At 46.8% G+C, this 14,534-nt stretch carries 11 protein-coding genes; 10 read left to right on the forward strand and 1 reads right to left on the reverse strand.

All coding sequences use genetic code 11. The features are described 5' to 3' along the window. The first annotated feature begins 4 nt into the window (after window positions 1–4). Window positions 5–5,389 (forward strand): OmpL47-type beta-barrel domain-containing protein, encoded by a 5,385-nt coding sequence (locus ASG89_RS02180; protein ID WP_057308660.1) that lies wholly within the window; start codon window positions 5–7, stop codon window positions 5,387–5,389. A 151-nt stretch (window positions 5,390–5,540) separates the two neighbouring features. On the opposite strand, the gene ASG89_RS02185 is transcribed toward ASG89_RS02180, so the two are convergent. Continuing rightward, on the reverse strand, window positions 5,541–6,440 hold the full coding sequence (locus tag ASG89_RS02185; RefSeq protein WP_057308661.1) for a LysR family transcriptional regulator: 900 nt from the start codon (window positions 6,438–6,440) through the stop codon (window positions 5,541–5,543). A gap of 143 nt (window positions 6,441–6,583) precedes the next feature. Between ASG89_RS02185 and ASG89_RS02190 the strand changes: the two genes are divergently transcribed. The 9 genes from ASG89_RS02190 to ASG89_RS02230 all read left to right on the forward strand — a co-directional run bounded on the left by ASG89_RS02190 (window position 6,584) and on the right by ASG89_RS02230 (window position 14,461). Next, window positions 6,584–7,798, forward strand: a complete 1,215-nt coding sequence (locus ASG89_RS02190) for an acetyl-CoA C-acetyltransferase (protein ID WP_057308662.1) — start codon at window positions 6,584–6,586, stop codon at window positions 7,796–7,798. After that, entirely contained in the window at window positions 7,795–8,490 is a 696-nt protein-coding gene (locus ASG89_RS02195) for a CoA transferase subunit A (RefSeq protein WP_057308663.1), read from the forward strand. The genes ASG89_RS02190 and ASG89_RS02195 overlap by 4 nt, the downstream gene beginning before the upstream one ends. A gap of 27 nt (window positions 8,491–8,517) precedes the next feature. Then, the gene (locus ASG89_RS02200; RefSeq protein ID WP_057308664.1) at window positions 8,518–9,180 is read left to right on the forward strand and encodes a 3-oxoacid CoA-transferase subunit B; all 663 of its coding nucleotides are present in this window, start codon (window positions 8,518–8,520) and stop codon (window positions 9,178–9,180) included. After that, window positions 9,170–9,973 carry a 3-hydroxybutyrate dehydrogenase gene (locus ASG89_RS02205; RefSeq protein WP_414813236.1) on the forward strand — a complete coding sequence of 268 codons (804 nt, stop codon included), beginning with the start codon at window positions 9,170–9,172 and terminating at the stop codon, window positions 9,971–9,973. Before ASG89_RS02200 ends, ASG89_RS02205 begins: the two co-directional genes overlap by 11 nt. Window positions 9,974–9,997: 24 nt before the next feature. After that, window positions 9,998–11,536 (forward strand): tannase/feruloyl esterase family alpha/beta hydrolase, encoded by a 1,539-nt coding sequence (locus ASG89_RS02210; protein WP_057308666.1) that lies wholly within the window; start codon window positions 9,998–10,000, stop codon window positions 11,534–11,536. 193 nt (window positions 11,537–11,729) lie between these two features. After that, a complete protein-coding gene (locus tag ASG89_RS02215; protein ID WP_162259668.1) occupies window positions 11,730–11,918 on the forward strand; it encodes a hypothetical protein in 189 nt (62 codons plus the stop codon). A 218-nt stretch (window positions 11,919–12,136) separates the two neighbouring features. Then, the gene (locus tag ASG89_RS02220) at window positions 12,137–12,403 is read left to right on the forward strand and encodes a hypothetical protein (RefSeq protein WP_057308668.1); all 267 of its coding nucleotides are present in this window, start codon (window positions 12,137–12,139) and stop codon (window positions 12,401–12,403) included. Between the two features lie 18 nt (window positions 12,404–12,421). Beyond that, entirely contained in the window at window positions 12,422–12,697 is a 276-nt protein-coding gene (locus tag ASG89_RS02225; RefSeq protein ID WP_057308669.1) for a hypothetical protein, read from the forward strand. Between the two features lie 738 nt (window positions 12,698–13,435). Continuing rightward, window positions 13,436–14,461 (forward strand): GDSL-type esterase/lipase family protein, encoded by a 1,026-nt coding sequence (locus tag ASG89_RS02230; RefSeq protein WP_057308670.1) that lies wholly within the window; start codon window positions 13,436–13,438, stop codon window positions 14,459–14,461. Window positions 14,462–14,534 lie beyond the last annotated feature (73 nt).

A 14,534-nucleotide genomic window follows, 5' to 3' on the forward strand; every position in this document is an offset into this window, starting at 1 on the left:
AATCGTGTATCAAAAGTGGAAACGGATTATCAGTGTATTCTTGGTCGCAGTGATGATGTTAGGACTTGCTCCGTTGGAGTTCCTGGGTCAATCCAAGGCTGAGGCAGCGGTACCGCTTGAAGTCAATCGAACACTGTATCCTACGGAGGACACCTACATTGATGGCGGTGTTCCGACCCTGCCCGCAGGCGAGACGCAAGATAGCATGCAAGCTAAATCTTTTGGCGGAAGCTCCGTAATTGGTCTCTATGGATACAATGACACTTTTTCCGTAACGAATGAATTAAATCATCGGATCGGAATCATGAAGTTCGATCTGAGCCAATTGGGTGACTATGACAAAGCGGTTCTGCGTATGTATTGCACCACAAATTGCACAACTACGTCGGACCGTTTTGTAAGCGTGTACAAAATATTAAGTGATTCTTGGAATGAAAATACACTAAATTGGGACAACCGGATAGATTTTCCCCTGGGGACCACATCTGCATACTTGAACTCCATTCTGCTGACTAAAACATGGGTAGGCAACGGTGCCGGTTGGTACGAGTGGGATCTCACTGATTATATCAAGTCCCAGCAGCAGACGGATGGGATTGCTTCTATCGCTCTTCGGTCACAGAATCAGAAGGTTTACTTCGCAAGCAGCAACACTACAACCGTGGCAAACCGTCCATACCTCTTTATTACTACCGATCGGAACGCCCCTGTATCAACCGGGGCCGCGGTCAGCGGAGAGAATGCTGTCATCGGTTTACATTATGACGAGCCGGTCTTAAACAATTTGGCGAATGCATCTGCGTTGAAAGCCGCAGTAACCATGGATGTATACGGAATGGGATTCCAGCCCTTGGCGACGAATGACTCCGTGACGATTAGCGGAAGCGACGTAACCGTCGCACTGGAGAGCCGATTAGCCGTACCTGGCGCCAAAATCCGGGTGGCTGCGGGAGCGCTGAAGGATGCTATGGGAAATGCCACTGCCGAGACTACAATTGCGCTTCAGTACGATGCGGCTGCACCGGTATTAAGCAGTTCGGAGATTGGAAATTTGAACAAGCTAGTCACTCTGGAATTCGATGAAGACGTGATAAACAGTCTGGCTGATGCCGCTGCGCTTAAGGCAGCTGTTACCATATCCAAAGCGGATGGTTCCTATGTGCCCCTTGCAGCAGGAGATACCGTAACGTTGAGCGCCCGTCAGCTTGTTCTGACCTTGGGGCAGGCAATCCCGGATGGGACGAACATCCGTATTGCTGCAGGCACTCTAAAGGATGCGGCAGGTAACCGATCAGAACTTGTGAACGCAATTATTCATCTCGATTTTGAGCCGCCTGTCTATCAAGGAGCCAGCTTGTATGCCGTGAATAAAAGAGTGAGCCTCCGGTTTAACGAATCCCTTGCAGCAGCAACGACGAATTTGAAAGCTGCGGTGACCATCGACCGGAACGGCAACGGCTACGTTCCTCTCGGCACCAGTGACAGAGCACAGTTGAGCAACAACTCCCTGATCTTGGATCTGCAGCAGGAGGTTACCGGCCAAGTGCGGGTCAAGGTCGCTGCAGGTGCTCTGAAGGATCAATTCAACAACGTACGGACTGGCGTAACGGAGACGGAGTTATTGAGTTCCCGTCTGCCTGAATACAATTATCCAGGGTTCCATACGGACGTGGTTGAGAAAGCATTGACACTGAATATGAAAACGCTTGCTGATCGGGGAGTGCTCAACGCGGAATACAGGAAATTCACGGTGCTTGCAACGGAGCTTGCCCGTGGAGACCGGAGTCCAGATATCGTTCAGGCATTCACCGGCGCTGTCCGGAAGATGGTCACGGAATATGACTATGTGCCTGATGTATTCGGAGGACTGGATGCAAGGAGCAACATCTACTTGACCTATGGGCTGGCGCTGGTATGGACGCACCAGGATATTATGAATCTGTTCACAGAGTCGGAGAAGAGCAAGCTGGTTACCTTCTTGAAGGCGGAGCTGGTTTCCAGCGCTTATGTACTTAGCGGCAAAGGTCCCTACAAGCCAAGATCAAGCGGCGCAAGCCGCCCGGAGATGGATGGCGGGACGAACAGCTGGCCCCATACTGCTCCGAACTATATGGAGCCACTCTTCGGAGTGATGTTTTCTGCTCAGATGATCCTGGGGCTTGCCCAGTCTGATGATTGGCTCAGGACTTACAATCACAACAATTTTATTTCCGAACTTGATGCCCAAGGGTTAACACGTATTCATGACGCCTTTGTCAAAACAGCGGCTACCGACATCAATCTTGTGGTCCGAAATGCGTCTTGGTATTATACGAATTCTGATGGCAAAACCGTTACGATGAAACAGCTTCTGGAGGATCCGATACAGGTCTTCTCGGTGATGGAGCAGTTCAACTTCGTGCATCCTGCCGAAGAGGGCTATTATATGGGACAGTTGGGAATGTCCAAGGAATTCCACTCCAGCGATTCCGGCGGTAACCGTGAGAGCTCGGTCTATTCCAGGCTCGGAATCGATCCTGCTTTGTTAAATCGGAGCTTATTCGAATACTATGGGTATTTGGATAACACCTCTTATCCGGAGGCCAAAGAACTTATTGAACAACGGCAACAGGTAGGATTGGACGATTATTATACTAAAATGGTCAACGGCTTCTTCACGGTATCTTCCACCAGCGCGAAAATGTATTACGCGGACAATGATTTGATGACTGACTTTACGGTTGCACACGGATTGGTTGACCTTCCCGCGTGGAATGACACCTTCAATTATGATCTTGCCGCCACAGATCCGGCGCTCAGTCTGGAGAGTAAGTGGAATGTGCGGGGAGGCAGCTGGGCTCCGCAATATAAGACCATTGTGCCTTACAATATCAAGAAAAGCGCAAATACCAAACAACCGACCGGCCTGACCGACCCGTCGGAGAGAGTGCTGAAGCTATCCGGTGTGACCGATAACTCGGTGGCCTATTCGAAGATGAGCTTCAAGGATATCAGCTATATGGCATGGCTCCAGTTCAACGCTGCCAACGAAGTGGGCTTGCTCGGAAGGGTTGTGGATGACACTCACTACTATTCGATGGCCTACGACAATACAAGGAAGAAGATCGCCATCAAGAAGCGCAACGGCGATACCGTGACGACACTTGCGGAAGCGACGTATGCCCTGGATGCCAATCGTTCTTACCGCTTCGAGGTTGATATGAGCGGAGGCAATCTGAAGCTGTCAATCAACGGCAATCTCCTGCTTAATGCAACCGATACCGAGTATGCGCAGGGCGGAATCGGATTCATGGGACGGCAAAGCGACGCGTACTTCGACGCGGTGGTGGTGAAGAATCTGGCGCCTACGCCGCCGGAGCTTCAGTCCATTGTCATAGGAGATGGTGAGCTCACGCTGAACTACTCCAAAATCCTGGATGCTGTAAGCTACAACATTCATTACGGATCCGAGCCCGGACACTATACACAGGTCTTGAACACCAGACGCCCTCTAACAACGACTGTTCCGGATCTCGTCAACGGTACGAAGTACTATTTTGCAATCTCTTCTGTCACCCCGGACGGAGAGAGTGGACTATCCAATGAGATGTCGTTAACGCCTTTGAAAAATACAACGGTGCAGCCTACAGTGCTAGGAATTACACCGTCAGGTAATCGCCTGGTTGTAAATTTCACCACGGCTCCAGTTAATACAAGCTACATCATTCAATATGGACTGTCCTCAGGGGTATATACTTCCAAGATAGAGGGAGTGACGTCCTCTGGCTACGAGGTGCCGATTACTTTTTCAGAGGAGCCTTATTACTTCACGGTAACGGCGGTGAATGAGACGGGCAAAAGCCAGCCATCCAACGAAGCAAGTGGTCAAGCGAGTGCCGCTTCATTATACATGGATAACTTCGACGCAGGGTATGGAGGGAATTGGGCTGTCAAGACAGGATTCAGCTGGTTGAATACGGGGCAAATCCGGTCCATTAACTCTGGACTCAGCCGAACATACCTGGCCGCAGGATTCCATTGGCGAGATTACTCCGTTTCGGCAAAGGCCAAATACACGGGTACCTCGCTGGAGCAAATATTTGTCACGGGCAGGGTTACCGATATTAATAATTATTATTACGCCGGTTATTACACAGGCGAGTACGTGATATATTCCAAGGTAGGTGGAACACTCACCAAGTTGGCATCCGTCCCTGCGGGAGTCATTAAGACTGGTGATGAGATACTTTTGCGCGCTGAATTCACAGGTACTCGGATCAGGCTCTACGTGAACGGCAATTTTATGGTGGAGGCAATTAATTCGAGCCTGTCGGAAGGAACGGCCGGCTTAATGACCAATCGTACGGAGGTTGCGTTCGACGAAATGGTCGTATCCGCAATATATCCGATCTCGGCATCCTTGAATCCCGCTGCGACAGACGGACTTAACGGTTGGTATACGGTACCGGTTAACGTAACGATATCGACCTATGGCAGCGCAGAATACAATGTAAACAGCGGGAATTGGATCACTTACACGGGCTTCATTCCAGCCTTCGAAGAAGGGGTTTATACGGTCGGTTATCGCATCGCTGGTCAGGCGGTCAATGCCGAGCAAACTCAAACTATCACATTCAAGGTAGATAAAACGGCGCCTATTACAAACGCGACTGTTAATCCTGGAACGCAAAACGGCAGTAACGGTTGGAAAGTACTTCCGGCGACAGTCACCTTAAGCACGTATGACAATCTCTCGGGTGTTGCCAAGACGGAGTACAGTCTTGACGGCGGGAGCACATGGCAAAGCTACACGGATCCGGTCACATTTAACGAAGACGGCAAGTATACGATGAGCTACCGTACGATGGACAACGCCGGCAATGTTGAAGCGGTAAATACTATCGGATTCAATTTGGATTTGACTGCACCGACGATTACCGTATCCGGTGTGACGTATGGAACGTTCAACGATTCCATGAATATTACGCCGATCCTTACGCTTAGTGATAACTTGTCCGGCGTGGACAACAGCAAAACGACGGTCACCTTAAGTACGTATGGCGTTCAACAACCCATGCAGCAAGGAGCTACCGTTTCGTTATATACGCTGCCGCTTGGTTCACACACCTTTATTGTAACGGCATGTGACTTGGCGGGGAATATGAGCACACAAACCGTCCTGTTCCAGACAACAACTAGCATTCAATCTATACAAGATTTGGTCACACGCTTTAAGAGTATGGGATGGATCGATAACGCAGGAATCGCAACAAGCCTGCAAAGCAAATTGGCGGAGAATAATTTGGCTGCCTTAGTGAATTTTGTGAAAGCCCAAAGCGGAAAACACATTGCAAGCCAAGCCGCTAGCTACTTGCTCAGAGATGCCCAATATTTGTTAAGCGGGAATTAATAAGTTCAGTGGGCAACATGCTATTCACAAAAGTGCGTTAATCGCAGGCAATATATGATGTAGGTATGATTAAGTGTCCCGTTTTTGTTGGATATTTTAAAAAGAAATACAGGGAGGCTGTCCTTAATTGCTATGGGCAGCCTCCTTGTATTCATATCATGTTCCGCTGTAGCCATACCCATTCTCTTATAAACTGGATCCATCCTCTCGCCGCATGGGAAAGGTAATGCTGTTTACTCCATATGATAGCAAGATCCCAACTGATATGAGGAACCGTCTTCGGAATGACTTTGACAGATTCGGTATGTATTCTTCCTGAAACTGTCTCCGGCAGCAAAGCGATGCCTAATCCGACCCCTACCATTTCACTAATTAGATCCCATTGAGAACTTTCATAAGAAATAATAGGCTCGAACCCTTCTCGAATGCACGCCTCTCGAACTCTGTCGTTAAGTGAGAACCCCTCCTTGAACAAAATAAATGATTCGTTACGTAACTCAGATAAATGAACAATTTCTTGATTGGCGAGAGCGTGATTCGAATTCACAATTAACGAAAGTTTGCGTTCAACCAGAGGAATGAAATCAAATTGACTTTCGTCTACAGGAAGTACGACCACTCCCAAATCAATTTTTGCATCGCGTAAAAGTTGTTCAACTATTTTTCCCCCTTCCTCAATCAGGTGAAGATGAATGCCAGGGTATAGGTCTCGAAACTTTGCAATAATATGCGGAAAGAAGCTAACACCAATTACAGGAGGGAGCCCTAACGATAATTTTCCCTTCTTTAAAAGCTTTCCGTCATTCAGGGATACTTGGAGGTCATCAGCCATCGATAATGTTAAATGGGCAAATTTTAGAAAAATGTCACCGTCATCTGTCAATTGAATATGCCTTGTTGAGCGGTTAAACAATATAACCCCTAATTCGTCTTCAAGGTTCTTGATAATCTTACTTAAAGTGGGCTGTGTAATATGCAGGGTCTGAGCCGCTTTTGAAATACTGGCGTGCCGCACCACTTCAATAAAATAGCTCAAGTGTTGAAAATCCATCCTTAATCTTCTCCTATATATTCGATTTTGGAATAAATCTCATTCATTTTTATAATTTTACACATAAATTGTTGAGCTGTACACTTTAATGTAAGCGTTACATCTATTCGTTGTAATTACTATTTCAAGGAGATGACCATCATATGTATGAAACCGAGGTTGCAATTGTAAGTGCAGCCCGAACACCGATAGGGAAATTTAATGGTGTATTCAAGGAATTTTCAGCCATTCAACTTGGGGCAGCTGCCATTCAAGAAGTAATGCGACGTGCGAACATAGAGGCTTCTTTGGTTCAAGAAGTGCTGATGGGCAATGTCCTGCAGGCGGGCCTTGGCCAGAATCCGGCAAGACAGGCATCTCTATTGGCAGGGTTGTCCACCGAGATACCCGCTACAACGATCAATCAAGTATGCGGTTCCGGGCTAAAGGCCATTCAATTGGCGTATCAATCCATCCGAAGCGGCGAGTACGATTTCATCGTAGCTGGCGGAATGGAGAATATGAGTCAAGCGCCGTATTTGCTCAAAGGAGCACGGACTGGATACGGTATGGGTGAGCAAGTTCTGGTTGATAGTATGATAAAAGACGGCTTATGGTGCGCGGAGAATGATTATCATATGGGAATTACAGCTGAAAATCTGTGTAATCAATACGATTTGGCGCGAGAAGAGCTGGACCGCTATTCCCTCGGAAGCCAAAGAAAAGCCGCAGCAGCTGTTGTAGAGGGAAGATTTAAAGACGAAATTGTGCCAGTACACGTGCCAGGGAGAAAAGGAAGTATCATAACCACAGACAGCGATGAATATTTGCGACAGGACACAACCATGGAAGGACTATCTGCACTGCGCCCAGCATTTATGAAGGACGGGAATGTTACGGCCGGCAATTCTTCCGGCATTAACGATGGAGCAGCTGCGTGTTTATTGATGAGCCATGCGAAGGCACAATCCCTTGGGATTCGTCCAATGGCTATTATTCGTTCAAGCTCGGTTGTAGGAGTAGACCCTGCTATTATGGGAATCGGACCGATTCCAGCCACCGAACAAGCTTTGAGAAAAGCTGGATTGGCAATAAAAGATATAGATTTAATTGAAGCAAACGAGGCGTTCGCTGCGCAATCGCTCGTTTTTTCGAAACATTTTGAATTGAACGACGACAAACTTAACGTCAATGGCGGAGCCATTGCCCTTGGACATCCGATTGGTGCTAGTGGAGCAAGAATTGTAGTGACCCTTCTTTATGAGATGATGCGCAGAGAATCGAGATATGGATTAGCTACGCTGTGCGTCGGTGGCGGGCAAGGTATTTCCATTATTGTTGAGCGTTGCTTATATGAACAGGAGGGGGAGGTAAAATGAAAAGCATATTAACATCGTTTGCAGATGCGGTTGCGGAAATAAAAGACGGGGACTCTCTCATGGTTGGCGGCTTCGGACTGGTTGGTATTCCTGAAAATCTGATCATGGCCCTTGCAGAAAGCGGGAAGCGGAATTTAACGATCATTTCCAACAACTGCGGTGTCGATGATTGGGGACTGGGGCTTCTGCTGCGTAATAAACAGATTAAGAAAATTATTGCCTCTTATGTCGGCGAGAATAAAGAATTCGAACGCCAACTCCTCTCGAGGGAAATCGAAACAGAGCTTCTGCCGCAGGGAACGCTGGCGGAAAAAATAAGAGCGGGAGGCGCTGGAATTCCTGCTTTCTATACCCCAGCAGGAGTGGGGACTCTTCTAGCGGAAGGTCGGGAAACTCGAGTTTTTAACGGCAAAACCTATATGATGGAAGAATCATTAACAGCCAATTTCAGCTTAATTCGCGCAGCAGTTGCAGATAAGAATGGGAACTTGACATTCAACAAAACGGGAAGAAATTTCAATCCGATTATGGCTACAGCAGGACGCAAAACTATCGTGGAGACAGAGCAGTTGGTTGAAGTAGGGCAACTCGATCCTGAAAATATCCATACTCCGGGTATTTATGTGCAAAGCCTAATTGTCGGTCAGCAACAAAAAAGAATTGAAAAGATGACCCTCAGCACTGAGTTATAACATAATAACTGCAAAAGGAGAAAAACGATGAAAGAATGGTCCGTTCGTGAAAGAATTGCCATCCGTGCAGAAAAGGAAATTGAAAGCGGGTTCTATGTAAATCTTGGTATAGGCATTCCCACGTTGGTAGCCAATTATATTCCTAGCATTAAACAAGTCATGCTTCAATCCGAGAATGGGTTGCTTGGTATCGGGCCTTACCCTAAAAAAGACCAAGTCAACCCTGATCTGATCAATGCAGGCAAAGAAACTGTAACAGCAATTTCGGGAGCCTCTTATTTCGATAGCTCTGATTCATTTGCCATGATAAGAGGTGGGCATATCGATTTGGCCATTCTTGGCGGGATGGAAGTATCGGAATCCGGAGACCTTGCCAATTGGATGATACCTGGCAAGATGATCAAAGGAATGGGTGGCGCCATGGACCTTGTTCATGGCGCGAGACGTATCGTCGTCATTATGGATCACGTGAATAAAGAAGGCAAACCGAAAATATTGAGCCACTGCAGTCTGCCTTTGACTGGCAAAGGGGTCGTTAATAGGATCATTACGGATCGTGCGGTTATTGACGTTACCTCGCAGGGACTTATGCTGATGGAAGTGGCCAAAGGTTACACATGCGACGATATTCAAGCAATGACAGAACCATCGCTCCGCATGGCGGAAAACCTGGTGTTGAATGCTTATTAACAAGGAGGAGAAGTTAGTGGTGCAAGATCGGGTCGTTCTGATTACAGGCTCTGCCAGGGGAATCGGCTTTGAAATCGGGAAACGTTTTGCCGAGTCGGGTGCTAAAGTCATATTAACGGATAAGGATCGCGCCGCTGTAGAACAATCTGCGGAGCATCTTCGTTTATTAGGATTGGATGTTCATGGCGTAAAATTGGATGTGACGTCGGAAGCGGAAATAGCTGAAACTATTCACCACATAGCGTCCGAGTGGGGGAGATTGGACATACTGATCAATAATGCCGGTATGCAGCATGTATCTTACATTGAAGATTTTCCAACGGAAAAATTTGAGCAGATGATAAAAATTATGCTCACGGCCCCCTTTTCAATGATTAAGCTGGCTATTCCAATTATGAAAAGACAACGGTTCGGGAGAATCATTAACATTTCATCGATTAACGGATTAGTAGGCTTTGCAGGCAAATCGGCTTACAATAGCGCCAAGCATGGGGTCATCGGACTGACAAAAGCCGTTGCCCTTGAGACTGCCGCATACGGAATTACGGTTAACGCGCTTTGCCCCGGCTATGTGGATACGGACCTGGTAAGAAATCAATTGAAGGATGTAGCGGCTCTTCACAACACATCGTCTCAGATGGCGTTGGAGGAGATTATCCTGCCTTTGGTCCCACAACGCCGTCTGCTGGAGGTGAATGAAATAGCGGAATATGCCTTGTTCCTTTCCAGCGAGCATGCAAAAGGAGTGACAGGTCAAGCTATTGTCATTGATGGCGGATATACTGCACAATAGCAGTTATTGAGGAGGAGAGTAAGAATGGAAGATATACTAAAAGACGTCCATATAGAAGGGGGCACTGTTACAAATGTTCAATTTGTGACTGATGGATGCTTTACCTTGCCGGATGGTAGAATCATAAGCGACTTACCTGCATTTTGCCGTGTTGTTGTCAATTTGAAGCCAACTCCCCAATCAGACATCAATATAGAGGTTTGGTTACCTCAAGAGATATGGAACGGAAAATTTCTCGGCACGGGCAACGGAGGGGGCGCCGGTTTCATCAATTATACGCCTCTTGCATTTGGAATACGGCGCGGTTATGCAACTGCTAACACAGACCTGGGCACGTCCCCTAATGCCAATACTTTAATTGGCCAGCCCGAACGATGGGCGGATTTCGGTCATCGCGCTACACATGAGATGACTGTGGCGGCGAAGGAAATCATTCAAGTATTTTATGAAAGATCAGCCTCATACTCATACTTCATTGGATGCTCGACGGGCGGCCAACAAGCATTAATGGAAGCTCAACGTTATCCGTCTGATTATAACGGAATTATTGCTGGTGCTCCGGCTAACAATCGCACACACCTGCATACCGGGTTTCTATGGAATTACAAAGCTATGAATCCAACGCCGGGGAGTACAATTTTAACGAAAGAACAAATAGATTTCATTACACACAAGGTGGTCAGGCAATATCAAGGAAAAGATGGCGGTGCTCCGGGCGATAACTTTTTAACGGATCCTAGAAAATGCAATTTCGATCCAGAGACGATTCCCAATTGTAACGGGGGAGATTACAACAATGGTCTTACAAGTGAGCAATTATCCGCACTGAAGCAAATTTATGCAGGACCAACCAATCCAAGAACGGGAGAACGGATATACACGCCTCTTCCTTACGGAAGTGAGAACTGCGCCGGGGGCCTAGAGTTACAACAAGATCCCGAAAAGCTGCCGCAGTCGCTTTTATACATGTTCAAATGGGTGTTCGGCGCCGATTTTGATTACACAAGATTTGATTTTGACCGCGATCTGGATACATTGAATGAAATTTTAGCGCCGATTCTAAATGCTAACAATCCCGATTTAAACGAGATGAAGAAATTCGGTGGGAAAATCTTGATGTATACAGGGTTGTCTGATCCGCTTGTGCCTTATCAAGATGCGCTCCATTATTATGAACGGGTGATTCAAGATCAGGGGGGATTAGCCCAAACCCAAGAGTTTTTTCGGTTTTTCCTCGTGCCGGGGATGGGACACTGTGGTGGCGGTCCGGGGTTAAACGATATCGGTCTCGGTGTTTTTCAAAGCGTTGTTCAAGATAGCGAGTACGACGTTTTCACCGCGTTAGTTGAATGGGTCGAGCATGGAAAAGCACCTGATAAAATCATCGGAACAGCGTTTAAAGATAGCTTTGCTCCGAACGGGATCAGCTTCCAGAGACCTATCTATCCATATCCTAAGCTCCCCGAATATGTCAGTGGGGACCCGAATTTACCTTCTAGCTACCAAGGCGTTGATCATGAACGAGGCGGAGTTTTGACACCCGCTAAAAGATATCTTGTATAGTTGAACATTACATTAAGATGCTTACTTAGTTCTTCGACGCGGTAGGGCACGTCTCGATTCGTCGCATGCCGCAGAAGTCTATTATGGCCAATTTCAGTAACACCGAAAATGATTGGGACGGATCTTACTGAAATTACTAATAGAGAAGCTTTCAGCACTCTATCGAAAGCATCCGGAGGTTGTTCGAATCATCTTGCCTTACGATTGGAAAATTATTTTCATGGATGCAGAAGGCAATCAAGAAGTTCCGCCGAAGCCGCATAAATTACCACAGCGTCGATATCTGGCTTACGGTTCATCCATTACGAATGGCGGTGACGCCGTGCGTCCCACCGGATCTTACGCGATCGTATCGCCGATCTTCTTGGCGTGGATTTATTGAATAAGGGATTCGCAAGTAGCGCACATATGGATCGAGCAATCGGTCATCATATTGCGGAGCGCGCTGACTGTAAGTATTCGAGTACATCGTATTCTTTGCTTTTGCAATCATTCGGAAACGATAATCGTCCTTCCATTTTCGCCAGTTCAGGGAAATGGAGGGCGTTTTCGTATAACATTACATTTTAGAATCTGTAAGAAAGAGAAAGCCGAGGGCAAATGAAGCCGTCGGCAGGAAGTTTCTATGGATTACCCATTATTTCCATTTTTGTATCGACGGAGATGGGCTTTATAAGCTTTCACAACAAATTACTGCCCGCTTTCCTATTCTTGATTTTATTCCCGACCATAGGGACGACCGTTACGTACAGTGTCTACAATCTCTCGGCAGGTGCAGTATTTGACCCTGTAACTGCGAAGTTCTCTTGGACGCCTCAGTTTAAGTCCGGAGCATATACCATAGCGATTCGAGTAAGCGACGGGTAATTAACAGACAGCGAGAGCGTGATTATCACAGTTTACGATGTGAACGCAGAGGACCTGGTCGCGGAGAGTATCTATTATATCGTCTTCCAGATAGATACGACCATCCATAACGATTTGAATTTGAAGCTGAAGGCGGTAGCAGATTCTTTGGAAATTGCAAACGCTGTCGCTACGATCAACAAGCTCCATGCTTTTGAAAATAGCATAGAAGCCCAAAGAGGGAAGAAGCTTTCCCAGGAGCAGGCGGATAAATTAATCAGTACGCTACAACGATCGAATATGTCATTGGCTTGAAATAGACTAAGTGAACAATATTCGGAAGGGAAGACTACAAGGGGCGGTTTTGGGAATTAGGCTTATTTTGCAAAAAAATTTCAAGTTCTGTCTAGAACAGTCGCCCAGTGAGTTCAGAAAAGAATCACATGTCCAACTGATAGCTATTCGTGCCCCTTTCCTTCTTGAGGAGAGGGACGTTTTTTACAGGTGGTAGCGTAATTTTGTACAAGAGGACACTAAATCTGTTTCTTACTCGCCTCACACTACGATGGTATGATAAAGATGCGTTCAGAAAAAGAGAACATCTACTGCAGGGATTGATCTATCCATGGATCATTCGCTGGCCCGTTAGAAGCTCGTGATCACCCCCATGCTGTATATGTTGAAGCAAGGGACGGCCGACGAAAATAAAAGGTAAAAGTAGCCGAAAGGCCCCAAAAGCCGAAACGTTGCGGAATTGGAAGCATGCTTCAGGGAGACTGGACGGAACATCGGCGGAGAAAAGCTGGTATTGCCTTCATATGGGTTTCGGATATTTATACGGGAAGAACAACATAATTAATTTCGAGATTTGCAGCGAAATACGATTCGTTAATAAGGGACCTCCCCAGCGTCGATTACCGATTATCTTCAATACTTAACGGTCAAAGCAGGGCGTGTGGTACTGCGGATCTTTTATCTTGTATAGTTGAACATTAGAACATTACAGTAAGATGCTTACTTAGTTGATTACTATTAGACAAGAAGGTGGAAAAATTGCAAGTTTTCAAGGGAATCGTATTTCACAATGTTGATGAATTGGTACCTTTTCAAGGCGGGGGTTGGGCTCTAAACCGGGTGCCTTCCCAAGTGAGAAAGGAGTTAAATGAGGCAGCCAGAGTTGACCGTGCGGAAAATACATGCGGCGTGGAGCTAAGGTTCTTAATGCGTAGTGATAAGGCGAAGATTATTCTTCGCCGAGGTAAAGCGCGTCTTGATTCATCGCATGCTGCAGAAGTCTATTATGGCCAATTTCAGGCGCCCTATTCAGTCACACCGAGAATGATTGGGACGGATCTTACTGAAATTACGATTGAACGCCCCCATATAGAGAAGCTTTCAGCACTTTACCGAGAACATAATCTCGTTTTCGACCCGGAGGTTGTTCGAATCATCTTGCCATACGATTGGAAAATTATTTTCATGGATGCAGAAGGTGATCTAGTTCCACCGAAGCCGCAACAATTACCACAGCGTCGATACCTGGCTTATGGTTCATCCATTACGCATGGCGGTGATGCCGTACGTCCCACCGGATCTTATGCGATGCGCATCGCCGATCTACTTGGCGTGGATTTATTGAATAAGGGATTCGCAAGTAGCGCACATATGGATCTGGCCCTCGGTCATCATATTGCGGAGCGCGATGATTGGGACTTTGCATCACTAGAGATGGGGATAAACGTGATAGGGCAGTGGACGGCAGAAGTATTCGAACATAAGATGCGTGATTTTCTTTCTGCCGTCCTTAAATGCAAGCGTAATCGATGGCTCTTTGTGACGGACCTATTTCTATGTAACCATGATCTGGATGGTTTGGATCGGATCTTAGACTATAGGTTGGCAGTCCGTCGAGCAGTCGAGGATTTAGGTGATTCGAGGACTATCTACACAGCGGGAACGGAGCTGTTGCGAAGTGTAAATGAGTTGTCCGCCGATCTTGTCCATCCTTCAGCGGCGGGTCAAGAAGCAATCGCTTTACGCTGGTCCAAGCTCATGCGCGACCGGATTGAAGCGGAATAACTTCGAGTTCTTTGCTTAGCAATCATTCGGAAACGACAAGCGTTCTTCAATTTTAACCAGTACAAGGGAATGG

Source organism: Paenibacillus sp. Soil766 (assembly GCF_001428105.1).
In the GTDB taxonomy this organism is placed as follows: Bacteria; Bacillota; Bacilli; order Paenibacillales; family NBRC-103111; genus Paenibacillus_E.